The 26,704-nt window shown below is 60.3% G+C and carries 23 protein-coding genes; 18 read left to right on the top strand and 5 right to left on the bottom strand.

Annotation, left to right across the window (positions count from 1 at the left end):
* The first annotated feature begins 7 nt into the window (after positions 1-7).
* From ABYT07_RS03765 to ABYT07_RS03730, 8 genes are all read left to right on the top strand, one after another.
* Complete coding sequence (locus ABYT07_RS03765) at positions 8-193, top strand: hypothetical protein (RefSeq protein ID WP_372989565.1); 186 nt, start codon at positions 8-10, stop codon at positions 191-193.
* Positions 190-495, top strand: coding sequence for an urease subunit beta (locus ABYT07_RS03760; RefSeq protein ID WP_372989564.1), 306 nt, complete (start codon positions 190-192; stop codon positions 493-495). The genes ABYT07_RS03765 and ABYT07_RS03760 overlap by 4 nt, the downstream gene beginning before the upstream one ends.
* A 3-nt stretch (positions 496-498) precedes the next feature.
* Positions 499-729 (top strand): hypothetical protein, encoded by a 231-nt coding sequence (locus ABYT07_RS03755; protein WP_372989563.1) that lies wholly within the window; start codon positions 499-501, stop codon positions 727-729.
* A 57-nt stretch (positions 730-786) separates the two neighbouring features.
* Positions 787-2,496, top strand: a complete 1,710-nt coding sequence (gene ureC, locus ABYT07_RS03750) for an urease subunit alpha (protein ID WP_372989562.1) — start codon at positions 787-789, stop codon at positions 2,494-2,496.
* 8 nt (positions 2,497-2,504) lie between these two features.
* Entirely contained in the window at positions 2,505-2,957 is a 453-nt protein-coding gene (locus ABYT07_RS03745; RefSeq protein ID WP_372989561.1) for an urease accessory protein UreE, read from the top strand.
* A complete protein-coding gene (locus ABYT07_RS03740) occupies positions 2,957-3,592 on the top strand; it encodes an urease accessory protein UreF (protein ID WP_372989579.1) in 636 nt (211 codons plus the stop codon). Before ABYT07_RS03745 ends, ABYT07_RS03740 begins: the two co-directional genes overlap by 1 nt.
* Complete coding sequence (gene ureG, locus ABYT07_RS03735) at positions 3,589-4,218, top strand: urease accessory protein UreG (protein WP_372989559.1); 630 nt, start codon at positions 3,589-3,591, stop codon at positions 4,216-4,218. The genes ABYT07_RS03740 and ureG overlap by 4 nt, the downstream gene beginning before the upstream one ends.
* 133 nt (positions 4,219-4,351) lie before the next feature.
* The gene (locus ABYT07_RS03730; protein ID WP_372989558.1) at positions 4,352-4,963 is read left to right on the top strand and encodes a CHAP domain-containing protein; all 612 of its coding nucleotides are present in this window, start codon (positions 4,352-4,354) and stop codon (positions 4,961-4,963) included.
* On the opposite strand, the gene ABYT07_RS03725 is transcribed toward ABYT07_RS03730, so the two are convergent.
* From ABYT07_RS03725 to ABYT07_RS03715, 3 genes are all read right to left on the bottom strand, one after another.
* Positions 4,960-8,271, bottom strand: coding sequence for an error-prone DNA polymerase (locus ABYT07_RS03725; protein ID WP_372989557.1), 3,312 nt, complete (start codon positions 8,269-8,271; stop codon positions 4,960-4,962). The genes ABYT07_RS03730 and ABYT07_RS03725 overlap by 4 nt on opposite strands.
* 75 nt (positions 8,272-8,346) lie before the next feature.
* Positions 8,347-9,834: a DNA polymerase Y family protein gene (locus tag ABYT07_RS03720; protein WP_372989578.1), complete on the bottom strand. Its 1,488-nt coding sequence runs from the start codon at positions 9,832-9,834 to the stop codon at positions 8,347-8,349.
* Positions 9,782-10,516 carry an ImuA family protein gene (locus ABYT07_RS03715; RefSeq protein ID WP_372989555.1) on the bottom strand — a complete coding sequence of 245 codons (735 nt, stop codon included), beginning with the start codon at positions 10,514-10,516 and terminating at the stop codon, positions 9,782-9,784. Before ABYT07_RS03715 ends, ABYT07_RS03720 begins: the two co-directional genes overlap by 53 nt.
* Before the next feature lie 161 nt (positions 10,517-10,677).
* Here ABYT07_RS03715 and ABYT07_RS03710 point away from each other — a divergent pair, with 161 nt between their 5' ends.
* Positions 10,678-12,249 carry a gamma-glutamyltransferase gene (locus ABYT07_RS03710; protein ID WP_372989553.1) on the top strand — a complete coding sequence of 524 codons (1,572 nt, stop codon included), beginning with the start codon at positions 10,678-10,680 and terminating at the stop codon, positions 12,247-12,249.
* Here ABYT07_RS03710 and ABYT07_RS03705 read toward each other — a convergent pair.
* Together ABYT07_RS03705 and ABYT07_RS03700 are read right to left on the bottom strand one after the other, a co-directional pair.
* Positions 12,246-13,139: a PHB depolymerase family esterase gene (locus ABYT07_RS03705; protein ID WP_372989552.1), complete on the bottom strand. Its 894-nt coding sequence runs from the start codon at positions 13,137-13,139 to the stop codon at positions 12,246-12,248. The genes ABYT07_RS03710 and ABYT07_RS03705 overlap by 4 nt on opposite strands.
* A gap of 85 nt (positions 13,140-13,224) precedes the next feature.
* A complete protein-coding gene (locus ABYT07_RS03700; RefSeq protein WP_372989550.1) occupies positions 13,225-13,737 on the bottom strand; it encodes a MarR family winged helix-turn-helix transcriptional regulator in 513 nt (170 codons plus the stop codon).
* A gap of 189 nt (positions 13,738-13,926) precedes the next feature.
* Here ABYT07_RS03700 and ABYT07_RS03695 point away from each other — a divergent pair, with 189 nt between their 5' ends.
* From ABYT07_RS03695 to ABYT07_RS03655, 9 genes are all read left to right on the top strand, one after another.
* Entirely contained in the window at positions 13,927-16,077 is a 2,151-nt protein-coding gene (locus ABYT07_RS03695; RefSeq protein WP_372989548.1) for a DEAD/DEAH box helicase, read from the top strand.
* 312 nt (positions 16,078-16,389) lie between these two features.
* Positions 16,390-17,781 (top strand): aspartate aminotransferase family protein, encoded by a 1,392-nt coding sequence (locus tag ABYT07_RS03690; protein WP_372989546.1) that lies wholly within the window; start codon positions 16,390-16,392, stop codon positions 17,779-17,781.
* Positions 17,782-17,914: 133 nt separating this feature from the next.
* The gene (locus tag ABYT07_RS03685; protein WP_372989544.1) at positions 17,915-18,172 is read left to right on the top strand and encodes a glycine zipper 2TM domain-containing protein; all 258 of its coding nucleotides are present in this window, start codon (positions 17,915-17,917) and stop codon (positions 18,170-18,172) included.
* A gap of 115 nt (positions 18,173-18,287) precedes the next feature.
* Positions 18,288-19,751: a PLP-dependent aminotransferase family protein gene (locus tag ABYT07_RS03680; protein ID WP_372989542.1), complete on the top strand. Its 1,464-nt coding sequence runs from the start codon at positions 18,288-18,290 to the stop codon at positions 19,749-19,751.
* A 98-nt stretch (positions 19,752-19,849) separates the two neighbouring features.
* Entirely contained in the window at positions 19,850-21,628 is a 1,779-nt protein-coding gene (gene xsc / locus ABYT07_RS03675; protein WP_372989541.1) for a sulfoacetaldehyde acetyltransferase, read from the top strand.
* 3 nt (positions 21,629-21,631) lie between these two features.
* The gene (locus tag ABYT07_RS03670) at positions 21,632-22,738 is read left to right on the top strand and encodes an acetate/propionate family kinase (RefSeq protein WP_372989540.1); all 1,107 of its coding nucleotides are present in this window, start codon (positions 21,632-21,634) and stop codon (positions 22,736-22,738) included.
* A complete protein-coding gene (locus ABYT07_RS03665; protein WP_372989538.1) occupies positions 22,728-25,529 on the top strand; it encodes a molybdopterin oxidoreductase family protein in 2,802 nt (933 codons plus the stop codon). Before ABYT07_RS03670 ends, ABYT07_RS03665 begins: the two co-directional genes overlap by 11 nt.
* A 91-nt stretch (positions 25,530-25,620) precedes the next feature.
* Positions 25,621-26,367, top strand: coding sequence for a 4Fe-4S dicluster domain-containing protein (locus ABYT07_RS03660; RefSeq protein ID WP_372989536.1), 747 nt, complete (start codon positions 25,621-25,623; stop codon positions 26,365-26,367).
* Positions 26,367-26,704, top strand: a 338-nt coding sequence (locus ABYT07_RS03655; protein ID WP_372989534.1) for a dimethyl sulfoxide reductase anchor subunit family protein, incomplete at its 3' end; no start/stop codon positions are given. The genes ABYT07_RS03660 and ABYT07_RS03655, both read left to right, overlap by 1 nt.

Here is a 26,704-nt window from a genome sequence, read left to right as displayed (position 1 = left end):
CCCCGATATGAAACATCTTATGATCCTGCCTGCCCTTGTTCTGGCCTCGCCCGCGTTGGCCCACCCCGGCGTGCACATTGCCCCCCATGGTGCCGAATGGATGCCCGTTTTCATGGGTCTGGTCGTGATCGGCACCGCTGCGGCCATCGCGCTGCGCGCCCGCATCAAAGCTGCTGCCAAGGCCCGCAAATGATCCCCGGTGAAGTCTTTTGCGCCGAGGGTGACATCACCCTGAACGAGGGCCGCGCCGCGATCACCTTGATGGTTGCCAATACAGGCGACCGCCCCGTGCAAGTCGGCAGCCACTATCATTTCGCCGAAACGAATCCCGCGCTGGATTTCGACCGAGAGGCCGCCCACGGATGCCGTCTGGACATCGCCGCAGGCACCGCCGTTCGCTTTGAACCCGGTCAACGCCGCGAAGTGAACCTGATCCCGCTTGCAGGCGACCGCAAGGTGTTTGGCTTTAACGGTGCCGTGATGGGGGACCTGTAGGCTATGGCACTCATCACCAATTTCGAAGTTTTAGAACTTGAAAAACCAAATGTGCATGGACCAGTTGAGGCGTCACTTGGAGCTTTCAATGCGGGTGAAGAGACATTTATCCAGATCAATACTTACGGCAGATCAGGCCGGAAGCTTACCGGCAAAACTTCCCAGACAATTCAACTCGATCGGGAAGCAGCCAAAAAACTAGTTGAAGTTATAAAAGCGCAATTTCAGCTTTGATCGCAAATGACGTGTTGAAAGTTAAGACACCCATTGTGGACCCTCTAGGAGAAGACGATGACCACCAAACTCCCCCGCTCTGAATATGCTGCGATGTATGGGCCGACCACGGGCGACCGTCTGCGTCTGGCCGATACCGATCTGATCATCGAAGTCGAACGCGATCTGACCACCTATGGCGAAGAGGTGAAGTTCGGTGGCGGCAAGGTGATCCGCGACGGGATGGGGCAGTCTCAGGTGACGCGGGCGGGCGGTGCGGTCGATACCGTGATCACCAATGCGCTAATCGTGGATCACTCGGGCATCTACAAGGCGGACGTGGCGCTGAAAGACGGGCGGATTGCGGGGATCGGTAAGGCCGGCAACCCCGATACCCAGCCCAACGTCGATATCATCATTGGCCCGGGCACCGAGATTATCGCGGGCGAGGGTCGTATCCTGACCGCCGGCGGGTTCGACAGCCACATCCACTTTATCGCACCACAGCAGATGGAAGACGCGCTCCATTCCGGCGTGACCACTTGTTTCGGTGGCGGCACTGGCCCCGCACATGGCACGCTCGCCACCACCTGCACCCCCGGCCCGTGGCACATCGGGCGCATGTTGCAGGCGATGGATGGCGTGGTGATGAATATCGGACTGTCGGGCAAGGGCAACGCCAGCCAGCCCGGTGCGCTGGTCGAGATGGTGAATGGCGGGGCCTGCTCCCTAAAGCTGCACGAAGATTGGGGCACCACCCCGGCGGCCATTGATTGCTGCCTGTCGGTGGCCGATGATATGGACGTGCAGGTGATGATCCACACGGATACGCTGAACGAATCCGGCTTTGTCGAACATACTTTGGCCGCCATGAAAGGCCGGACAATCCACGCGTTCCATACCGAAGGGGCGGGCGGCGGCCACGCGCCGGACATCATCAAGATCTGCGGCGAAGAACATGTTCTGCCGTCCTCCACCAACCCGACGCGCCCCTTCACGGTGAACACGCTTGAAGAGCATCTGGACATGCTCATGGTCTGTCACCATCTGGATAAGTCGATCCCCGAAGACGTCGCCTTTGCCGAAAGCCGTATCCGCCGCGAAACCATTGCCGCCGAAGATATCCTGCATGACATCGGGGCATTTTCGATCATCGCGTCCGACAGCCAGGCCATGGGCCGCGTGGGCGAGGTGCTGATCCGCACCTGGCAGACCGCCGACAAGATGCGCAAGCAGCGCGGGCGATTGCCCGAGGAAACCGGCGACAACGATAACTTCCGCGTCAAACGCTATATCGCGAAATACACGATCAACCCCGCGATTGCCCACGGTGTCAGCCGCGAAATCGGGTCGATCGAGGTCGGCAAAAAGGCCGATCTGGTCCTGTGGAGCCCCGCCTTCTTTGGCGTAAAGCCCGAAATGGTGCTGATGTCGGGCATGATCGTCGTGGCGCAGATGGGCGATCCGAATGCGTCAATCCCGACGCCGCAGCCCGTGTACACGCGCCCCATGTTCGGGGCCTTTGGCAGCGCGTTGCAGCACTGCGCCGTCACCTTCATTTCCGAAGCGGCGCAATCAAACGGGCTGCGCGACAGCCTTGGTCTGTCCAAGCAAACCATCGCAGTCAAAAACACCCGCAATATCGGTAAATCCGATCTGATCCACAACTCTGCCACGCCAAAGGTCGAGGTGAACCCAGAAACCTACGAAGTGCGCGCAGATGGTGAATTACTGACCTGCGAACCCGCAGAAACCCTGCCCATGGCACAACGCTATTTCATGTTCTGAGGCCCGATATGACCGATCTTACTTCCGCCCACACGATCAAACGCAGCGGCCATTGGGACGATGCCCATGACTGCTGCGTGCTGACCTATGACGAACGTTTCCTGCGCCGCAAACGTCTGCTGACCGCCCATAACGAGGGGTTCCTTGTCGATTTGTCCCATACGGAATCGCTGAACCACGGCGATGCGTTTTTGCTGGATGACGGCAAGTTCATCGAGGTCATCGCCGCCGAGGAAGCCTTGCTAGAAATCACCGGCGAGGATTTGGTGCGGCTGGCGTGGTATATCGGCAACCGCCACTGCCCCTGCCAAGTCGAACCGACGCGGCTGCTGATCCAGAATGACCACGTGATCCGCGATATGCTGGGCAAGCTTGGTGCGACCCTGCGCGATGTCTCAGAACCCTTCATTCCCGAAGGCGGTGCCTATGGTCACGGGCGCACCCACAGCCACGCCCATTGATGCAGACCGCCGCGCTGATAACGCTTGCGCAATGGCTCTCGCCCGGCTTTCCCATTGGTGCGTTCAGCTATAGCCACGGCCTTGAGATGGCCGTGCACGACGGCACGATCCATGATGCCGCGTCCCTGCAAGCGTGGCTTGGCGGCATTATCACCCACGGCGCGGGCCGGACCGATGCGATCCTGCTTGCAGCTGGCTATCACGGCGAGGGGTTAATGGACGTGGATGCGCTGGCGCGCGCCTTGGCACCGTCATCCGAACGCCTGACAGAGACGGCACAACAAGGTGCGGCGTTCGTGCGGGTGGTGAATGACGTCTGGGGCCATACCCTGCCCGACCTGACGCTGCCTGTGGCTTTCGGTGCCGCCAGTGCTGCCCAGGATTTGCCGCTGAAGGACGCCGCGCAGATGTTCCTGCATGCCTTTGTCAGCGCGCTTGTTTCTGCCGCGATCCGTGCTGTGCCCTTGGGCCAAACCGACGGGCAGCGGGTGATCACCGCCCTTGCCCCGCTATGTCGGCAGACCGTTGAAACCGCGCTGACCCAAACCATTGACGACATCGGCAGTGCCTGCTTTCTGGCCGACATTGCCTCGATGCAACACGAAACGCTTTACTCAAGGATGTTCCAGACATGACTTCACCCCATGGCCCTTTGCGGATCGGAATCGGCGGCCCTGTTGGCGCAGGCAAGACCACGCTAACGGCGGCCCTGTGTCGGGCCATGCGCGACCGCTGGTCCATCGCTGTGATCACCAACGACATCTACACCCAAGAAGACGCCGAAGCCCTGATGCGGATGCAGGTACTGCCACAAGACAGAATCATCGGGGTCGAAACCGGCGGCTGCCCCCACACCGCGATTCGCGAGGATGCGTCAATCAATCTGGCCGCTGTGGCGCGGATGCAGGAACGCCATCCCGATCTGGACTGCATCTTGATCGAATCGGGCGGGGATAACCTTTCTGCAACCTTCAGCCCCGAATTGGCCGACATCACGCTATACGTCATCGACGTGGCCGCGGGCGAAGAAATCCCCCGCAAGGGCGGCCCTGCAATTACCAAATCAGACATCCTGATCATCAATAAAACAGACCTCGCGCCCTATGTTGGTGCGTCTTTGGAGGTGATGGACCGTGATGCAAAACGCATGCGGGGGGACCGCCCGTTTGTCTTTGCCGCGATGAAATCCGACAAGGGCGTGGCAGATGTTTTGGACCTGATTGTTCAAATCGGGGGATTACAAATGGTTCCCGCCGATTAACAATTTGTAACGAAAGTGGCGGATTTCTGCCGTTGGTTAATGGATTGCTTTGATTTCTGCCCAAAATCGTCAAAGGTCTGCCCAGCTTTACGGGGACGGTAAAGCGCAGGTAAATAACCATTGAGGGCAGTAAATGAGCGTGAAACACGCCTTGGCGACAAAATTCGGCATTCCATTTCTTCTTGTAGGCATGCTGTTCGCTGCTGGATGCGCGCGCGCACCGGCGGAACTTCAGACAATTTCGTCGGCGGGTATTAACCCTGACCTGCACGCGATGGCCATTCAGGAAGTCCGCGCTTTGCAATCCAAAGGAGCACGCGTTTGGTGCGTACCCTTTGCGCGCAACGCCAGTGGGGTAAACATCCGGGGCAACGCGAATACTTGGTGGAATCAGGCCAAAGGGCAATATGCACGCGGCAAAGAACCGGCAGTCGGCGCGGTCATGGCGTTCAAGGGCACCAACCGCAATCCCATGGGCCATGTTGCCGTGGTATCCCAAGTGGTGTCGCCGCGCGAAGTTCTGGTCGACCATGCCAACTGGAAGCGCAACAAGATTTCCCTGCGGATGAGCGTCATTGACGTGTCTGCTGGCAACGATTGGTCTGACGTACGCCTTGAAAGCCAAGCAGATTCCTATGGCAGCGTTTATCCGATTAATGGCTTTATCTACCCTGAAAGCACGTTGCACCCCAACGCCGCGCCGCAGCCTGTCTTTGCCTTCATGAGCACCCCCACCAAACCCTAATGAAAATCACGTGACTTTGGGATCACCCGCACATCGCGCGGGTGTTGCCGCGGTGCGACCTGTCCGGGGATCGGATGGGTCGGATGATCACCGCGCACGGTTGTTTGCGGCACGCGTTCCGTGCTGAGCCGGTCCAGCCGGTCTGTCCGGTTCTCAAGTCGGTCCGCCACCACGTGGATCACCCGCCCGTCCGTTTGCATCCGCCCATGCACCACCAGCAGTCGCGCCGACATGATGACAGCGCGGTAATGTTCAAACAGCTTGGGCCAGATCACCAGATTGGCAACCCCTGTTTCATCCTCAAGCGTGATAAAGCATACGCCCTTGGCGCTGCCCGGTTTCTGGCGCACCAGCACCAGACCCGCCAGTGATACCTTTCGCCCGTGGTTCAGGCTGGGCAGATCGCCCGCAGCGTTGAACCCCTGCTTACGCAGACTGGCGCGGAAAAAGCTGATCGGATGCGCCTTGAGCGACAGGCGCAGCGTCTGATAATCCGCCACGACCTGTTCGGTTTGCGGCATGGCGGGCAACAGCACGGGCGGCTCAGCCCCTTCGTCGCGGGCATCGGCATGGGTGAAAATCGGCAGATCGGGCGCGTCTTTCAGCGCTTGCGCCTGCCACAGCGCCTGACGGCGATCTATCCCCATGTTGCGCATCGCGTCCGCCTCGGCCAGCTTGCGGATTTGACCACGGTCCAGCCTTGCGCGGGTTTTCAGGTCGGCCACATCCTCGAACGGGCGATCCCGTGACGCCATGATCCGCGCGGCGGCGTCTTCGCGCATCCCATCCACCTGCCGCATCCCCAACCGCAGGGCAAAACCGTCGGGCGACGGTTCCAGCGTGCAGTTCCAGTCTGAGTAATCCACATCAACGCCGCGCACCTCGACACCGTGTTCGCGGGCATCGCGCACAATCTGCGCAGGCGCATAAAACCCCATCGGCTGGCTGTTGAGCAACGCACAGGCGAATGCCGCCGGATAGTGGCATTTCATCCAGCTGGAGACATAGACCAGCTTGGCAAAGCTGGCCGCGTGGCTTTCGGGGAATCCGTATTCGCCAAACCCTTTGATCTGATCGAAACAGCGCTGCGCAAACTCGGGGTCATAGCCGCGCTCGGTCATCCGCCCGACCATCTTGGTTTGCAGCGTTTCAATCGTGCCGCGCGACCGGAAGGTTGCCATCGCCTTGCGCAACTCGTTCGCCTCCTTTGGTGTAAACTTGGCCGCATCAATCGCGATCTTCATCGCCTGTTCCTGAAAGATCGGCACGCCCAAGGTGCGCCCCAGAATTTTCAGCAGTTCGTCCTGCGGATGCTCCGGCCCCGGCGCGGGATAGCTGACGCCCTCCTGCCGTTGGCGACGGCGCAGGAACGGATGCACCATGTCGCCCTGAATGGGGCCGGGACGTACGATCGCAACCTCGATCACCAGATCATAGAAGACGCGCGGGCGCAGCTTGGGCAGCATCGCCATCTGCGCGCGGCTTTCCACCTGAAATACCCCCAGACTGTCGCCTGCACACAGCATGTCATAGGTGGGTTCGTCATCGGGCGGGACCGTCGCCAGCTCAAAGTCATCGTTGTAATGCGCGCGTATCAGATCAAAGCATTTCGCGATGCAGGTCAGCATCCCAAGCGCGAGGATATCGACCTTGAAAATCCCAAGCGCGTCGATGTCATCCTTGTCCCACTCGATGAAACTGCGGTCGGGCATGGCCCCGTTGCCAATCGGCACCATCTCGGTCAGGGGGCGTTCGGTCAGGATGAACCCGCCGACATGCTGGCTTAGATGACGCGGCATGCCCGTCATTTCGCGCGCCAGCATCAGCACGCGGCGCAGGTAAGGGTCAGATAGGTCCATGCCCGCCTCCTTGACGCGCTCATCGCCAACCGACGCCTCGAAACTGCCCCAGACGGTGCTGGCCAGTTTGGAGGTCACATCTTCGGACAGTCCCATCGCCTTGCCCACTTCGCGGACGGCGGAACGGGGGCGGTAATGGATCACAGTCGCACAAAGACCCGCCCGCGTGCGCCCGTATTTCGCGTACATGTACTGGATCACTTCTTCGCGCCGCTCGTGTTCGAAATCAACGTCGATGTCAGGGGGCTCGTCGCGTTCCTCGCTTAAGAACCGCTCAAACAGCACATCATGTTCGGCAGGGTCCACCGCCGTAATACCAAGGCAGAAACATACCGTCGAATTCGCCGCGGATCCGCGCCCCTGACACAGGATCGGCGGCTGCGCATCCTGACGGGCAAAGCGCACGATATCGTTGATGGTCAGGAAGTACCGCGCGATCTTTTTGGATTGGATCAGCGCGAATTCCTTTTCAATGATCGCCTTGATCCGGTCCGGCACGCCTTGAGGATAGCGGGTGGCCGCGCCTTCCCACGTCAGCCGCTCCAACTCCTCTTGGGCGCTGCGCCCTTCGGGTACGATCTCGTGCGGGTATTCGTATTTCAGATCGTTCAAGGAAAAGGTGCAGGCATCCGCCACCTTCCGCGTTGCTGCAATCGCGTGGGGCCAAGCGGCGAACAAGCGGCACATCTCGGATGGCGGTTTCAGATAGCGTTCGGCGTTTCCTTCAAGCAGAAACCCCGCTGTTTCGATCGTACGCCCCTCGCGGATGCAGGTCATGACGTCCTGCAAGGGGCGGCGGCTGGCGGCGTGATACAGCACATCGTTGGTCGCCAGTATCCCCAGCCCATGCGCCTTTGCGATACAATCCAACCGGTTGATCCGTGCCACATCATCGCCACGGTACAGATACGCCGCCCCGATATGCCGCAACCCCGGCAAGGCCCGCAACAGACGTGGCAACCCGGCCTCGAACACCTGTACCCCCTCGGGCGGCATCAAGATCAGCTCGATACCTTCGGCATGGGCCGCCACCATCTCAAGCGTCAGATCGGTGGTGCCCTTTTCCTGCCAGCCGCCATCGACATCCGCCATCTTACCCTCTGACAGCAGCGTCGACAGCCGCGCATAGGCGTCACGATCGTGCGGATAGGCCAGCAGGTCCGTACCACACATCAGCACCAGCCGCGCGCCGATGATGGGCCGTATCTTGGCTTTCGCGGCCTCGGAATGCACGCGCACCACGCCGGCCAAGGTGTTGCGATCCGCAATCCCCATCGCGTCATAACCCAGCAAATTGGCAGTCGCCGTCAGATCAACCGCATCCGACGCGGCGCGCAGGAACGAGAAACAGCTGGCCAGCCCCAGCTCAACATAAGGACTGGGCGGATGCCATTGAAACGGATCTTCCACCTCAATCGTGCGGCGTGGCAGCGCGTCATTCTGCGGCATCGCCTTGTCCTCTAGCGGGAGGGCGGGAGGGGTGTCGCCGCAGGCGCACGTCTGCCGAACTCATGCGAAAACGCTTCATGCAAAAACACCGTGCAGGAACCACATCGGGTCACCGCCACGCCCGTCGCCCAAAACGCCTTGGCGGTAAATCCAGAACCGCCGCCCGTCTTGCACCTCGACCTTGTAATAATCGCGCAATCGCGTGCCGGGCTTGTCGCGCCACCATTCCGGCGCGATCCTTTCCGGCCCCTCGAACCGCGCCATGTGATAGGCCACACGCCGCCACTGAAACCGCGCGGGGGGGCCTTCGGGTACGGCATACAGCACCGTGACCTCTTCCGCCGGATCCAGCAGGCGCAAGGGGCGTTCTGAAATCACCACCGGGGCCGCCGCAGCGCTATGGGCAATCGCAGGAACGCGGGTTTCAACCCGTTCGGGCAGATGGCTTTCACACCACGCAGACCACGTAATCTTCTCGGGGCCCAACCGCGCTGTCAGCCGGTCAAGCAAGGCCGCCACATCGCGCCCAGCGTCCCGACTGCCGTCCAGATGATCCTGATGCAGGGACAGCGGCTCAATCCGCAACGCCTCGAGCGTCAGCAGATCGAACCCGAAACCGGGGTCGATCCCGTCCAACTTGCCGGACAGCAGCCGCAGCAGATGCGCAGGGTCACGCGTCGCACTGGCGGTTCTCACATCACGGCTGCGCCATTCACCATCGACGCGGTAAATCGTCAGCCGCAGCACCCGCGCGCCTTGCTCCGCCTTGGCCAGATCGGCACATAAAGCATCGGCCAGCGCGGGCAGTTGCGGCACCGGATCAATCACCGGCTCGGCCAGGCGGACGCGGGCCAGCCAGACCTGCGCATCCGGCGGCGCGTTCAACGGATCAGCGGCACGGCCCGTGGCGCGGTCCAGCAGCACAAGCGGATTGCGATCCTCTGGCAGCCCCGAAAACCGCCGCATCAGCGCCACGCGCGGCACATCCGCCAGCGCGCCGACGGTCTTGAGGCCCAGCCGCGTCAGCAGCCGCAGCATATCATTGCTGAGCCGCAGTGCCGCCACCGGCAGCGGGGCAAGCTGTGCCATCAACGTTTCACTGTCACCCACCACAGACGCAGGCCCATGACGCGCCAACATTCGCGCGGCCCCGCGCGTGGGGGCCATTGCCAACCGCACACTTAACCCCTGCATCTTGAAACGCGTCGCCATGTCGCGCAGCGTCGCGGCTTCGCCCCCGAACAGATGCGCAGCCCCTGTGACATCCATCACGATCCCGTCTTGCCCGTCGCGCACCGTCCAGGGGCACCAGCGTCGCGCCCAATGGGCCAACCGTTCCAGCAGTTTGTAATCGCCCGCCGCATCCGCGCGTTCCACGTGCAAATCAGGATAGATCGCCTGCACATCAACCACGCGTGCGCCCGCCGCGATACCGTACGCGCGTGCCGCTGCGTTCATTGCGTGAATAACAGGGCCATGCGCCCCTTCGCGCGCCAGCACCACCGGCACGTCATCCGCCGGTGGCGTGCGATGCTGGGTGATGATCCGCCGCCATCGCTCCATCGCCAGGTCCGGGAACCAGACCGAGACGATCCGCAGATCTTTGTGCGCCTGCGTCATAGGTTGCGGTCCAGACACCGGGCGCGCGGCCACGGGCACGGAACAAATCCGCCTCCCAGACTGGCGCGCCGGGGGCTTGGGCATTGAACCGGTTGGCCCCCGAAGGCCGCGACCGCAGCCGCCAGCGTTCCCGCGCCGCGCTCAGCGCACCGTGATCGCCGGACCGGATCAGCCACAAAGGCACGCCCGAATTTTCCGCCCGCAGCGCCAGCCGTTTGGTCGCGGTAAAGCTCAGCACTTCGGGCGCGCCGTGAATTTCGCCCACCACGGCAGACAGGCCCGCACAGGATGCCCCTTCCTCCATCGCCCACAGAACGTCGCGGGGATGGCTGACCTCGACCCGCAGGATGTTGCCGTTGAACCCGAACCGCCGCAACGCCGCCCCGTACAGCCGCCCGTTTTCGCGCCGCGACATACGGTCCTGAATCCACATCACCGGATCCTTGCTGTCGGGTAGACACGCCAGCACAAACCCCGTCGCCGCCGCATCGAAGGGCGCGTCCGGCAGCGCGTCGCGCAAAATCGCAGACCCCATATGCGGGGCCATATTCTGGGTGGGCACATCCTTGACCAGACGCTTGTTGGACAAGGAAATCACTTGGGCAAATTGGGAATCGGGTGTCATGCATCCCTCCTTATGTTCACTTTTTGTTCTACATGAAAAGGGGCTGTTTGACGAGGCTGATTTCAAGCCGGCAGGTCAATTTCAGCTAAGCCCAAGCAATCGTTTGCAAATCAGTCGACAGTGGCGTTGGATGGTGAAATCACAATTTCAGGAACGCCCCCATGACGCAGCCGCAGAACAGATCCTGGCAGATCACCAAACCCGCCACCCGCAGTAAAAAGGGAATCGTCGCCTCGCAAAGCCGGGTCGCAGCGCAGGTCGGAGCGGATATCATGGCGCAAGGCGGCAATGCCGTGGATGCGGCGATTGCCACGTCCTTTGCCCTGGGGGCCGCCGAACCATGGATGAGCGGGATGGGCGGCGGCGGCTATATGGTCGTGCGGATGGCCGGTGAAAAGACCGCCAAGGTGGTTGAATTCGGGATGAAATCGCCCATCGGTCTGGATGTCGCGGATTATCCCATCGTGGGCGGTAAGGCGGGCGATTTGTTCCCGTGGCCCATGGTGCTTGAGGATCGCAATGTCTTTGGCCCCAAAGCCATCGCGATCCCCGGTCAGGTCGCGGGCATGGGCTTGGCGCATGAAACCTTTGCCACGAAATCTTGGGCCGATCTGCTGGCCCCCGCGATTGCGCTGGCCGATGCTGGCCTGCCAGTGGATTGGTACGCGCAGCTGATCTTGGGCGGATCGGCCAAAGACCTCGCCCCCTTTCCCGCCTCGGCCAAGACATTTCTGGACGAGGGTGGCTTTCCAAAGGCATCGGGCTGGACCGCTTTGGGCGAAACCAAATGCGACCTGAGCCGCCTTGCTGCGTCCTTGCGCACCGTCGCCGAAAACGGGCCGCGCGCGTTCTATGAGGGGCCATTGGCGCAGTCCATCATCGACGATCTGCAAGCGACGGGCGGGCGGCATAGCATGGCGGATATGGCCGACTATCAGGCCACGCTGGTCGATGCGATGCACTATCCTTACCGCGACCATGAAATCATCGCCACGCCCACCCTGACCGCTGGCCCCACCATGCGCCGCGCGCTTGAGATCATGTCGGAATGGCACCCTGCCAGCGCCACACCGGATGCCGAAGCATTTGTCACCTATGACCGCGCGATCCGGCAGGCCAATCAAGAACGCTATGACACGATGGGCGACACGGAACACGAACCCGACCCAAGCTGCACCACACATTTCAGCATCGTCGATGAACAGGGCAGCATGGTCGCCGTCACACAAACGCTGCTGTCGATCTTTGGGTCGCGGATGATGTTGCCGCAATCGGGCATCCTGATGAACAACGGGATCATGTGGTTTGACCCCGAACCGGGCAAGCCGAATTCCCTTGGCCCGAACAAGCGCTGTCTTGCCAATATGTGCCCCACGCTGCTGGAGCGATCCGATGGCACACAATTCGCCCTTGGCGCATCGGGCGGGCGCAAGATCATGCCTGCGGTGGCCGAACTGACATCGCTGCTGCTGGATTACGGCATGGACCTGAACACCGCATTTCACAGCCCACGCACGGATATGAGCATGGCCGATGTCACCATCGTCGATCAAGCACTGCCCGAAGACGTGATTGCCGCGTTGAAAGACACGCTGGCCCATGTCGTCACCGCGCCGCGTACGATATTTCCCTACCACTTTGCCTGTCCGTCAGCCGTGGCGCGACAGGGCGATGAAAACGCAGGGGCGACCGAAATCATGTCGGCGTGGGGGGACGCGATCAGCGCGGACTAGGCCGCATCGTCAAAGAAAAACTTGACCATGGCGGCGCTGGCATCAGGGCCGTCTGCATCGGTATAGCTGCCTTCGGAAGCCCCACCGGACCATGCATGGCCCAGCCCCGTGATGGTCCATTCCTCTAACACGGCGCGGTTATTCACATCAAAGCGCACATCGCGGCGGGCGGTATGTTTTGCCGTGTCGATGGTTTCGCTGACCTGACGCGCGCCGTTTGACGGTATCTGCGCACCGGCGATGGCCACACTGTTGGACAGATGCACTGTATTGTCATCCGTCCCATGGAAAATAATCGTGCGTTTGGGCTGGTTTGGCCCATGCGACTGCGCCGCGCCGCCCATGGCGGCAAAAGCACCGACAGCACTATGCGCCGCTTTAAACGGCAGGCCCGCGTGACTTCCTACGGCAGCGTACAAATCGCCATAGGTCTGCCCCAAGACCACCGACATGGCCGCCCCCGCCGACAGGCCCGCGACAAAAACACGGGCGGGCGGGATCGCGTGATCGCTGATGACCTGACGGGTCATGGCCGAAAGAATCGCGGGCTCTCCTCGCCCCTCTTGCTGGTGCTTTGCATCGTACCAGCGCCAACAGCCTTGAAAATTGGCCCGGCGCGATTGCGCGGGGTACAGCACGGCAAACCCGTGACGGTCTGCCAGCGGATTCATTCCGGTGCCTTTGGCAAAATCTTCGGGCGATTGACGGCACCCGTGCAGCATCACGATCAGCCCAATGGGGGCTTTGACACGACCCTTAGGCAAATGCAGAACATATCCGCGCGAGCCCGCAACAGAGGTAAACCGCCGCCGTCTGCCCGACAATACCATCGCAGCTACTCTGCGTAGACCCCGTCTGAAGTATGACAGGCCCAGCTTGCGAAATTTCATATCACCCATTCCTGTGGATTTTTGCTAACGTGCAGCTTGAAAGCTGCGTGCCCTGACACACAAGCCCGAAACGGCCCATAAACGATCACGCAGCGCCGCCCTTGTTCTTTTTCAACAGGTCAATGTTGTGGTCCGTCAAACGGTCCAGCATATCGCCAAGCTGGGCCACCTCTTCACGGGACAACGGGGCCAGTACATTTTCATTACGGCGCAACACCTCAGCCAAAACCTGTTGATGCAAAAGATGGCCCTTGCTGGTCACATCCAGAACGACCGCGCGGGCGTCATCTGGATCCTGCGCACTTTTGATCAGGTTTTTGTCCACAAGCGCCCGGATCAACCGGCTAAGCTGGCTTTTGTCCATCACCAGCAGTTCGGCCATATCGCCTGCTCTGATGGATTGATGGGCGTGGGTGACGGCCAAAAGCCACCATTCGTTCAGGCTCAGATCAAAAAGGCGTTCTGTCCAATGTTGCCCTGCGCGGGTGTTGATGGCCACCAGACGGGCCATGCGAAAGGTCACCACATCCATGACAGACCCGACGGCCGGGTGTTTGGGCGCGGTGCCAAGGCGCGGATCACGGCTGCCTTCGGTCATACATTTCTCCGGTTTTTCGGGGTCCCCTTACCCCGGCTCTGAATTAATCCTATAAATCCCTTTGCGACAAAGCCATGTACATTCACCCCACAACCAATTACGGACGGGCGCAATACTTAGGCTGGCGTACGCGCCATTGCCTAGCCGCGCGCATTTTCAGACGCGCATTTATTCAGACAGGACAATCCCTTGATCCAGACTATTGCCGACGCTCTTGCCAAACAAGGCTATGATTCTCTAACCCCAGTCCAACAGGCCGTGACCGACCCGGCCCTAGCCGACGCTGACCTATTGGTATCCGCACAAACCGGATCCGGCAAGACCGTTGGTTTTGGTCTGGCCATTGCACCCACACTGCTGGGCAATTCCGAAAAATTCGGCCACGCCGGTGCACCGCTTGCGCTGGTCATTGCGCCCACCCGCGAATTGGCCATGCAGGTCAGCCGCGAATTGACGTGGCTTTACGGTCCTGCGGGTGCCGTGGTTACCACCTGCGTGGGCGGTATGGACACGCGCACCGAACGGCGTGCACTGGACCGGGGCGCACATGTTGTCGTCGCCACGCCAGGCCGCTTGTGCGACCACATCAAGCGTAACAACATCAACCTGTCGGACATCCGCGCCGTGGTGCTGGACGAAGCCGACGAAATGCTGGACCTCGGCTTTCGCGAAGAGCTTGAGTTCATCCTGTCCGAAGCACCCGAAGACCGCCGCACCTTGCTGTTTTCCGCGACCGTTCCGGCGGCGATTGCAAAGCTGGCGAAATCCTACCAGCGCAACGCGCAGCGGGTTGAGACCATTGGCGAGGCCAAGCAGCACACGGATATCGAATACCGCGCCCTGACCGTGCATCCGCGCGACACCGAAAATGCGATCATCAACGTATTGCGCTTTTACGAAGCCAAGAACGCCATCGTGTTCTGCAACACGCGCGCTGCTGTTGCCCGCCTGACCACACGGTTCACGAACCGGGGTTTCTCGGTCGTGGCGCTGTCAGGCGAGCTGTCGCAATCCGAACGAACCAATGCGCTGCAAGCGCTGCGTGATGGCCGCGCCCGTGTCTGTATTGCCACAGATGTCGCCGCCCGCGGCATCGACTTGCCCAATCTCGAACTGGTGATCCACGCTGATCTGCCGTCGAACTCGGATACCTTGCTGCACCGGTCTGGCCGGACAGGTCGTGCGGGTCGCAAAGGTGTGTCCGCCCTGATCGTGCCTGCAAAACTGCGCAGCAAAGCGAACCGCCTGATCGGTGGTGCCAAGCTGAAAGTCGAATGGGCCAACCCGCCATCCGCAGAAGAGGTGAACGCAGAAGACGAAAAGCGTTTGCTGGCTGATTCCGCATGGTCTGATCCGATCCCCGATGATGCAGCAGGTTTTGTTGCCAATCTGGTGGAACAGTTCAGCGCCGAACAACTCGCGACCGCTTTCGTCAATCTGTACCGTGCGCGTCAATCCGCACCAGAACAGCTGGCCGAACCCGGCACACCTGCTGATGAAAAGCCACGCGGTGACTTTGGCCCGTCGGTCTGGTTCTCGATCTCGATCGGGCGCAACCAAGAGGCAGAGCCGCGCACCATCCTGCCGATGATCTGCCGCATGGGCGATCTGACCAAGGATGACGTGGGCGCGATCCGTGTGCAGCCCAGCCATACATTCGTGGAAATCCTTGCCACGTCGGCTGCGAAATTCACCAATGCCCTTGGACCAGACATGAAGGTCGAAGACGGCGCGATCGTCACCAAACTGGACAAGGCCCCTGATCTGTCGCGCGGGCCCAAGCCCGGCGGTCGCGGACCAAAGCCGGATCGTGGCCCCCGCCCCGAACGTGCACCCCGCCCTGCTTATGACCCCGATGCGCCAACGGCCCCGCGCAAGCCCCGCGCCGAAACCGTAGAGGCATCTGTCGCGGTCAGCGAAAAGCCGCGCAGCCCCAAACCCTATGGCGACAAACCACGCGGTGATAAGCCCAAGTTCGAAAAGCCCCGCGCGCCCAAGGGGGAACGCCCACCAAAGTCGCATAAAACCGAACGCACGCCCATGAAGACCGGGGCCGCGCCCAAGCCAAAATCGAACCCCAAGCCCGACAGCTTTGACAAGCCCAAGGCAAAGGCTGTTTGGAAGAAAGACAAGCCCGCAGGCCCGCGCAGCGACGCACCGCGTGGTGATGCAAAACCGGCCACTGACAAACCTTTCAAGGCGCGTGCATCCGATCCGTCAAAGCGTTTCGTACCACCAAACAAACTGGGTAAACCCGGCGGCAAGCCCAAAGGCAGCAAGCCTGCAGGGGGCGGCGAAGGTGCGCCAAAGCGCCCCAAAACAAGCTTTCGGCCAAAGTAGGTCGTTACCACTACAGTAAATCTACAAACAGGGCGGCCTAGCGGGCTGCCCTGTTTGCGTTTCTAGCGGCATGAATTCAAACTCAAAAGCCAGCTTCGTGCCACGGAATTTTCAAAAATTCCGATCCGTTTTCTTCGAAGAAAACGGCGCATTACGATGGCGTTGTACTCCGTCCTTGAGTGCTGCGCGCAGACTGGACTTAACAACAAGCATCGGCTGGCCCTACTGAAACCTCTCTTTTTGCGGTGTGGTCTTTACAAAGTGGCGCTATACTTGCGTCCAAAGCCCCCGAACACCAGAAAGGTCTGCCCCATGGACGGTACATTCAATGAAAACGACATCTCCCGTGTGGTCGAGGCCGATCGCGCCCATATCTGGCACCATCTAAGCCAGCATAAACCCTATGAAACGACGGACCCCCGCATCATCGTCGAAGGCAAGGGCATGCGCGTCTGGGATCAAAAGGGCAAAGAGCATCTGGATGCCGTGTCCGGTGGCGTCTGGACCGTCAACGTCGGCTATGGCCGTGAAAGTATCGCGAATGCGGTCCGCGACCAGCTGATCAAACTGAACTATTTCGCAGGCTCTGCCGGGTCGATTCCGGGGTCTATCTTTGCCGAAAAACTGATCGACAAGATGCCTGGGATGAGCCGCGTCTATTACTGCAACTCAGGTTCCGAGGCGAACGAGAAGGGCTTTAAGATGGTCCGCCAGATTGCGCACAAGCGCTATGGCGGCAAGAAACACAAGATCCTCTACCGCGACCGCGACTATCACGGCACCACCATCGCCTGCCTGTCGGCGGGCGGGCAGGACGAACGCAACGCGCAATACGGCCCCTTTACCGACGGGTTCGTGCGCGTGCCCCATTGCCTTGAGTACCGCAAGTTTGAACAGGACGGCGCACCCGAGGATAACTATGGCGTTTGGGCAGCGGATCAGATCGAAAAGATCATCCTTGCCGAAGGCCCCGATACTGTTGGTGGGCTGTGCCTTGAACCCGTGACCGCAGGGGGTGGCGTTATTACCCCTCCCGATGGCTATTGGGAACGCGTTCAGGAAATCTGCCGCAAATATGACATCCTGCTGCACATCGACGAAGTCGTCTGCGGCGTGGGCCGGACCGGCGAATGGTTTGGCTATCAGCACTACGGCATCAAGCCTGACATGGTGACAATGGCCAAAGGTGTTGCCTCTGGCTATGCCGCGATCGCCTGCCTTGTGACCACCGAAGAGGTGTTCAACATGTTCAAGGATGACGCAGCTGATCCAATGAACTATTTCCGCGATATCTCGACCTTTGGCGGCTGCACCGCAGGGCCGACGGCGGGCATCGAAAACATGGCCATCATCGAGCGTGAAAACCTGCTGCAAAACACCACCGACATGGGCCACTACATGCTTGAGCAACTCGAAGAGCTGTCGGACAAGTATTCCGTTATCGGTCAGGTACGCGGCAAGGGTCTGTTCCTCGGGGCCGAGCTGGTCGAAGACCGAAGCACCCGCGTGCCGGTCGCTGAAAAGCTGGTGCAGGCGGTTGTGGCTGATTGTATGGCCCAAGGTGTGATCATCGGTGCCACCAACCGGTCCTTGCCGGGCAAAAACAACACGCTGTGCTTCAGCCCTGCCTTGATCGCCCAAAAAGACGACATCGACCAGATCATCACATCGGTCGATGGCGCATTGGGACGCGTCTTCGGGTAACCCCTTGTGCAACCCGGCCCCAAAGCGCCGGGTTGCACTGACAACAGGCCGCTTCCCGCCGACCGCACGATTTCTTCTGGAACTATACCTACCCTGATGCGTTAAAAGGTAATGATTAGTATTGGAGTAAGTCATGAAGAAGTTCTTGTTGATCCTGCCATTGATTGGCGCAATCTCTGCCTGTGAAACACAAAATCAGTCCGCTTTGACAGGTGCCGCCGCTGGTGCCGCCTTGGGTGCCGTCGTATCGAACGACAGCGACCGCACCAAAGGCGCTGTTTTGGGCGGCTTGGCTGGCGCAGCCGCTGGTGCCTACATTGGTCGCGGTGCAAACGGCCAGTGCGTCTACCAAAACTCTGCCGGTCAGCGTTATACAGCCGCTTGCCCATAAATCGGCGACCTAAGCGGATGAATAATCAGGCCTTGGCATTTGCCGGGGCCTTTTTTACGACCCCTAACGATAATGCCAGATTGCACGGGCACTAAGTCCAGCTTACGCTAGGCTCATGGCGCTTCCCGTTGAAACCTTTTTCCTGCACCCAGATGCCCAAGGCACATTGCAGCAGCAGATTCAGCAGATAATCGCCCAAGGCATCCTGTCGGGCAGATTTCGCACGGGTGAAAAGCTGCCATCGACCCGCAGGCTGGCCGCACACTTGGGTCTAAGTCGGATCACCGTCACCATCGCCTATACGGAACTGCTGGCGAATGATTATCTGACGTCGAAAGGCCGCTCGGGCTATTTCATATCCGAAAATGCCCCTGCACCACCCCAATTCACCCCTGCCGCAGAATCTACCGATGCCGTAGATTGGACCCGCGCCATCGGGCAGCGATTCAGTGGCGGCGTCACGCCTGTGAAACCCCAGGACTGGAACAGCTTTCGCTATCCCTTCATCTACGGTCAGGCGGATGCAACGCTGTTTGATCATGCAAATTGGCGGCTTTGCGCTTTGCAGGCTTTGGGCCAACGAGAATTTACATCCCTGACCACGGACTATTATGATCAGGACGACCCCAAGCTAATCGAATTCATCGCGCGCCACTCCCTGCCCCGTCGCGGGATATCAGCGCGGCCCGAACAAATCCTGATCACCCTTGGCGCGCAAAATGCCCTGTGGCTGACCGCGCAAGTATTGCTGACCCAACGCAGGCACGCCGCGGTGGAGGACCCCTGCTATCCGGCACTTCGCGATATTCTGTCGCAATCGCGATGCCACATGGCCCCCGTTCAAGTCGATCACCAAGGGTTGGTCCCCGACGCGATCCCCGATGAGACCGACGTTATTTTCACCACGCCAAGCCACCAGTGCCCGACAACCGCGACCATGCCCATGGCGCGGCGGCGTGCCTTGCTGGACCGCGCACGGGCGTTGGACGCCCTGATCGTCGAAGATGATTATGAATTCGAAATGTCCTTTCTCAAATCACCCTCCCCGTCCCTGAAATCTTTAGATAAGGACGGGCGCGTGATCTATGTCGGCAGCGTTTCGAAATCGCTGTTTCCGGGCCTGCGCCTTGGCTATCTGGTCGGGTCTGAGCCCTTCATCCGCGAGGCCCGCGCCCTGAGAGCCTCCGTTCTGCGCCACCCACCGGGGCATATCCAGCGCACTGCCGCCTATTTCCTATCACTGGGCCACTACGACGCGCTGGTCCGCCGGATGAGCAACGCCTTACACAACCGCCGCAATGAGATGGAACACGCGATAAAGGCAAACGGTCTGCAAATCGCCGGACGTGGTGCCTATGGCGGGTCGTCGTTTTGGATGCGCGCCCCTGATCACGTTCACACCGGTGATCTGGCCAAACGGTTGCAAGAAAAGGGCGTTCTGATTGAACCCGGCGCGCCGTTTTTCACCAGCGACACCCCACCACAGAACTACTACCGGCTTGCCTATTCCTCGATCCCGTCGGCACGGATTTCGGATGGTATTGCCCTTGTTGCGGACGCTTTGCACCACACGATGTAATCTGGCCTTATCCAGCCCCCTGCGCTGGCCCTAACCAGCGACCACCCCAAGCCATAGTGTTCGCGCAACACGACATAACTGCAAGGATGCCCCCCCAAATGAAGATGACCACCGAAGAAGCCTTTGTGAAAACCCTTCAGATGCATGGCATCGACAACGCGTTTGGCATAATCGGGTCAGCCATGATGCCGATCTCGGATATCTTCCCCGACGCTGGCATCACATTCTGGGATTGCGCCCACGAAGGCAGCGCTGGCATGATGGCTGACGGTTTTACCCGCGCGACAGGCAAGATGTCGATGATGATCGCGCAGAACGGCCCCGGCATTACTAATTTCGTGACGGCAGTGAAAACCGCCTATTGGAACCACACACCCTGCCTTTTGGTCACCCCGCAAGCCGCGAACAAGACCATTGGCCAAGGCGGATTTCAGGAAATGGAGCAGATGAACCTGTTCGCCGATTGCGTCGCCTACCAAGAAGAAGTCCGCGATCCGTCACGCATCGCCGAAACCCTGAACCGTGTGATTATGCAGGCGAAACGGGCCTCTGCCCCCGCGCAAATAAACGTTCCGCGCGATTTCTGGACCCAAGTGATCGACATCGACCTGCCCGAAATCGTCGCCTTCGAGCGCCCCTCGGGCGGGGAAGCCGCCATCACCAAGGCTGCTGCTTTGCTGTCCACCGCCAAGTTTCCCGTGATCTTGAACGGTGCCGGCGTGGTGCTGGCAACAGGCGGGATCGAGGCAAGCAAACTGCTGGCAGAACGCCTAAGCGCACCCGTTTGCGTCGGCTACCAGCACAACGATGCCTTTCCCGGCGGGCACCCGCTGTTCGCAGGCCCCTTGGGCTATAACGGGTCCAAAGCAGGGATGGAGCTGATCGCCCGCGCCGATGTGGTCCTCGCCCTTGGCACCCGGCTTAACCCGTTCTCGACCTTGCCCGGCTATGGCATGGATTACTGGCCCCAGGACGCGAAGATCATTCAGGTCGACATCAACCCCGACCGTATCGGTCTGACCAAAAAGGTCAGCGTTGGCATCGTCGGTGACGCAACCAAAGTCGCCACAGCACTGCTGGCCAATCTATCGGACACCGCTGGCGATGAGGGACGCGATGACCGAAAAGCCACCATTGGCGAAACCAAGTCGAAATGGGCGCAGCAACTGTCAGGTATGGACCACGAAGAAGACGATGTCGGCACCAGTTGGAACGAACGCGCCCGCGCCGACAAACCCGACTGGATGAGCCCCCGCATGGCGTGGCGCGCGATTCAGTCCGCGCTGCCCGCCAATGCGATCATCTCCTCCGACATCGGCAACAACTGCGCCATCGGCAACGCCTATCCGTCGATTGACGAAGGCCGGAAATATCTGGCCCCGGGTCTGTTCGGCCCCTGTGGCTACGGCCTTCCCGCCATTGTCGGGGCCAAAATCGGCTGCCGTGATGTCCCCGTCGTGGGCTTTGCCGGTGATGGTGCGTTTGGTATCTCGGTTAACGAACTGACGGCGATCGGCCGCGGCGAATGGCCCGCCGTAACTCAGGTGGTTTTCCGCAACTACCAATGGGGCGCTGAAAAGCGCAACTCGACTCTGTGGTTCGACGATAACTTTGTCGGGACCGAACTGGACGAACAGGTGTCTTACGCAGGCATCGCGCAGTCTTGCGGTTTGCAAGGTGTCGTGGCGCGCACCATGGACGAACTGACAGCAGCGCTGAACAAGGCCGTAGACGACCAGATGAACCACGGCAAAACCACCCTGATCGAGGCGATGATCAATCAGGAACTGGGCGAACCCTTCCGCCGCGATGCGATGAAAAAACCCGTCGCGGTCGCTGGCATCAGCAAAGACGACATGCGCCCCCAGACGGTCTAGGGCGTGTCAGGCAGCCATATCCTTGTGATCAACGCAGGGTCGTCATCGATCAAGACGGCCCTGTTTGACGGCAATCTGGCAGAAGTCCTGCGGATCGAGGCGACAGGCATCGGCGGCACGGGCGCGTTGAAAATCGCGGCCACTGCGCATGCCACAAACCTGCCCGATAATGCCACAGCCCTTGCCGCGATCTTTGACGCGCTGCAACAGCAGGGTATCGCTATCACCGCACTGCGCGCTGTTGCGCACCGCGTCGTCCATGGCGGCACCACACTGACCGCTCCCTGCCGCATCACGCCCCAAGTCCGCCAAGCCATTGCAGATTGTGTCCCGCTTGCCCCCCTACACAACCCGCATCATCTGGCAGCCATTGACGCGGTCGAAACCCTGGCCCCCGACCTGCCACAATGTGCCAGTTTCGACACCGCATTTCACGCCACGACCCCAGATATCGCCCGCCGCTATGCACTGCCTGATCGCCCCGATCTGACGGGCCTGCAACGCTACGGCTTTCACGGCACCAGCTATGCCGCCCTTGTCCGCGTGCTGCCGCAACAAAGCGGTGCCCTGCCCAAACGCTTGCTCGCCTGCCACCTTGGCAATGGCGCTTCGCTTTGCGCGATCCTTGACGGGCAAAGCGTGGCAACAACGATGGGGTATTCCCCTCTATCCGGCCTGACGATGGGAACGCGCGTGGGCGAGATTGACGCAGGGGCCGTGCTGCGCCTTGTCCGCCAGCTTGGGCTAGAAAAGACTGAAACCCTGCTAAATCATCACTCCGGCCTTCTGGGTCTGTCAGACCTAAGCTCGGACATGCGCAGTCTGGAAAACAGCAACAACCCCAAGGCGCGGTTTGCCATCGACCATTTTTGCTATTGGGCCGGACGGCAGGCAGGGTCCATGATCGCAGCCATGGGCGGGCTGGATGCCGTGGCCTTCACAGGCGGCATCGGCGAGAATTCAAGCCACATCAGGAACGCCATTCTTGACAAGCTTTCGTGGATGGGAAACTTTCCCAGCTATACCATTGCCGCGCAGGAAGAAATTCAGATCGCGCGCGAAGCCAGCAACGTGCTGACCACAGACCAAAAGGGCCAGAATGACGCATAAGCAACCCGTTCTCGACCTCAGCCCTCCCGTGTCTGACGAGATCCGCAAAACCACCTGCTATATGTGCGCCTGCCGCTGTGGGATAAACGTTCACCTGAAGGCAGGCAAAGTCGCCTATATCGAAGGCAACCGCGACCACCCCATCAACAAAGGTGTGCTGTGCGCCAAAGGCAGCGCCGGCATCATGCAGCACAACGCACCTGCCCGCCTGCGCAAACCGTTGAAACGTGTCGGCGAACGAGGATCAGGCGAATTCGAGGAGATCGAGTGGGACGAGGCGTTGCAGATCGCGACCGATTGGCTGGCCCCGATCCGCGCCAACGCCCCCGAAAAGCTGGCGTTCTTTACAGGCCGTGATCAATCGCAAAGCTTCACGTCATACTGGGCGCAAAACTTTGGCACGCCGAATTATGCGGCGCATGGCGGGTTCTGTTCGGTCAATATGGCCGCAGCGGGTATTTATACCATGGGCGGCGCATTCTGGGAATTCGGCCAGCCCGACTGGGATCACACCAAGCTGTTCATGCTGTTCGGCGTGGCCGAGGATCACGATAGTAACCCGATCAAGATGGGTATCGGCAAGATCAAAGCACGCGGCGCGCGGGTCATCGGGGTGAACCCAATCCGCACCGGATATAACGCCGTGGCCGATGATTGGGTCGGCATCACGCCGGGCACAGACGGCCTGTTCATTCTGTCGATGGTGCATTGCCTGATGAAGGCCGGACGCATTGACCTTGACTATCTAGCGCGGTTCACCGATGCGCCTGTGCTGGTCAATGGCGATGAAAACTCGCCCGAATTCGGCCTGCTGCTGCGCGACGACGCTGGCAAGCAGCTGGTGGTCTGCCGCAAGACCGGCAAGCTGACCGCGTTCGATAAACCCGGCGTGCACCCTGATCTGTCCGCCACCCATACCGTCGATGGCATCACTCATCGCCCCGTCTTTCACCATATGGCCGAAAAATACCTCAGCGACGACTACGCCCCCGAAGCTGTCGCCGACCGCTGCGGCATCCCTGCGAAACGCATCCGCGCCATTGCCGCCGAAATTGCCCGCGTGGCCTTTGACGAAGCGTTCGAGCTAGACCACCAATGGACCGACTTCCGCGGCGACGTGCACAAGACAATGACCGGCCGCCCGGTGTCATTCCACGCCATGCGCGGGATTTCGGCCCATGCCAACGGGTTCCAGACCTGCCGCGCGCTCCATACGCTTCAAATCATCCTCGGCACGGTCGAGGTTCCCGGCGGATTTCGCTTTAAACCGCCCTACCCAAAACCTGCCACCGCACACCCTAAACCCCATTGCGGCGTGACGCCCGGCAAACCGCTGGATGGCCCGCACCTTGGCTTTGTCCAAGGCCCCGACGATCTGGCGCTCAATCCCGACGGCACCCCCGCGCGCATCGACAAGGCCTTTACTTGGGAAAACCCGATGAGCGCGCATGGCCTGATGCATATGGTGATCTCGAACGCCCATGCCGGTGATCCCTACAAGATCGACACGCTGTTCATGTATATGGCCAACATGTCATGGAATTCGTCCATGAACACCGGCGGCGTGATGAAGATGCTGACCGACAAAGACGCCAACGGCGACTACGTGATCCCGCATATCATCTACTCTGATGCCTATTCCTCCGAGATGGTGGGCTTTGCCGACCTGATCCTGCCCGACACGACCTATCTGGAACGCCACGATTGTATCAGCCTGCTGGACCGCCCGATGTGCGAGGCTGACGCCGCAGCAGATGCGATCCGCTGGCCCGTCGTTGAACCTGACCGCGATGTGCGCGGCTTTCAGTCGGTGCTCTGTGATCTGGGCGCGCGGCTTGGCCTACCGGGCTTTGTCGACGATACAGGCGGCCAGAAATACGCCGACTACGCCGATTATATCGTGAACCATGAACGCCGCCCTGGCATCGGCCCGCTGGCAGGCTTTCGCGGCGCGGATGGCAACAAGGCAGGGCGCGGCACTCCGAACCCCAATCAACTCGAACGCTATATCGAAAACGGCGGCTTCTTTACCCACCACATCCCCGATGGCGCGCAATATTACAAACCGTGGAACAACGCCTACCAAAACTGGGCCGTTGAAACCGGCCTTTTCGACACACCCCAGCCCTATCTGTTTTCGCTCTATGTCGAACCGATGCGCCGCTTCCAGCTTGCCGCCGAAGGCCACGGCAACCGCCAGCCCCCCGACCACCTGCGCGACCGGATCAAACACACCATGTCGCCCCTGCCGATCTGGTACGAAACCGACCAACAGGGCAACGACGGCTTCACCATCACCGCGCTCACCCAACGCCCCATGGCGATGTATCACAGCTGGGGCAGTCAGAACGCGTGGCTGCGGCAAATCCACGGCCACAACCCGCTATATCTTCCGACCAAACTGATGCGCGAACACGACCTGAACGACAGCGATTGGGCCCGCGTCACCTCCCCCCATGGGGAAATAACGGTGCCCGTTATGGAAATGGCCGCTTTGAACGAAAATACCGTCTGGACATGGAATGCCATCGGCAAACGCAAGGGTGCCTGGGCGCTTGATGAACAGGCCCCCGAAGCAACCAAAGGCTTCCTGCTCAACCACCTGATCCACGAATTGCTCCCCCCCAAGGGTGACGGCCTGCGCTGGTCCAACTCTGACCCCATAACAGGCCAAGCCGCATGGTTCGACCTCAAGGTTAAAATCGAAAAGGCACCCGCCCCGTCAGAATCCAAACCAAACACCCCGAAACAGAAATCTCCTGTTCCCACCGCACCAAAAGACCTCGCTTAGAAATCAAACACACCGCCCCTTCTCTGGCTCTGAAATATCCCGGGGGTATGGGGGCTGGCCCCCACTCCGACACCAGCAAAGCAAACCACACATGACCGAACTGCCACAAACCACTCAGAAAAAGCTCGGTCTTGTGATCGATCTGGACACCTGTGTCGGCTGCCACGCCTGCGTGATTTCCTGCAAAGGCTGGAACACAGAAAACTACGGCGCGCCGCTGTCAGACCAAGACGCTTACGGTGCGGCACCTTCCGGCACTTTCCTGAACCGTGTACACAGCTACGAGGTCCAGCCGACCGAAGGTCCTGCCCAACTGGTACATTTCCCCAAATCCTGCCTCCATTGCGAGGACGCGCCCTGTGTCACTGTCTGCCCTACAGGTGCCAGCTACAAGCGGGTCGAGGACGGGATCGTGCTGGTCAACGAATCCGACTGCATCGGCTGCGGGCTTTGCGCTTGGGCCTGCCCCTACGGCGCGCGCGAACTGGACCAAGCGGCTGGCGTGATGAAAAAATGCACCCTGTGCGTCGACCGCATCTATAACGACAACCTTCCCGAACAAGACCGCATTCCCGCCTGCGTACGCACCTGCCCGTCGGGCGCGCGGCATTTCGGCGATCTGGGCGACCCGAACAGTGACGTCAGCAAGTTGGTCGCGGATCGGGGCGGCGTCGATTTGATGCCTGAACAGGGCACCAAGCCGGTCAACAAATATCTGCCTCCGCGCCCCAAAGACCAAATGCCGGAATTTGACGTGCTTGCCCCGTTTCTTGCCCCCATCGATCAGGAGCCGAAGGGCTTTCTGGGGTGGCTTGACCGTACCTTGGATAAAATCTGATGCATCCCGCCCCTTCTGTGATCTTCTTTAGCGTGTTCTCTGGCTTGGGCTTTGGCCTGTTGTTCTGGCTTGGCCTTGGCATACCGTCGCCAACGGGCGTCGTTGCGTTTGTGTTTTTCGCCATTGCCTATCTGCTGGCCGTTGGCGGGTTGGTCGCCTCGACCTTCCACTTGGGCCAGCCCAAGCGCGCTCTCAAAGCCTTCAGCCAATGGAAGACAAGCTGGCTTAGCCGCGAGGCAATATGTGCCGTGGGCGCGTTGATCTTGATGGCGATCTACGGTTTCGGGGCCGTGTTTCTTGAGCAGCACTGGCGTGCAATCGGGGTTCTGGGCGGGCT

It is taken from the genome of Sulfitobacter sp., from assembly GCF_041552635.1.
Classification (GTDB): Bacteria; Pseudomonadota; Alphaproteobacteria; order Rhodobacterales; family Rhodobacteraceae; genus Sulfitobacter.
This window is presented reverse-complemented; position numbering and strand designations above follow the sequence as displayed.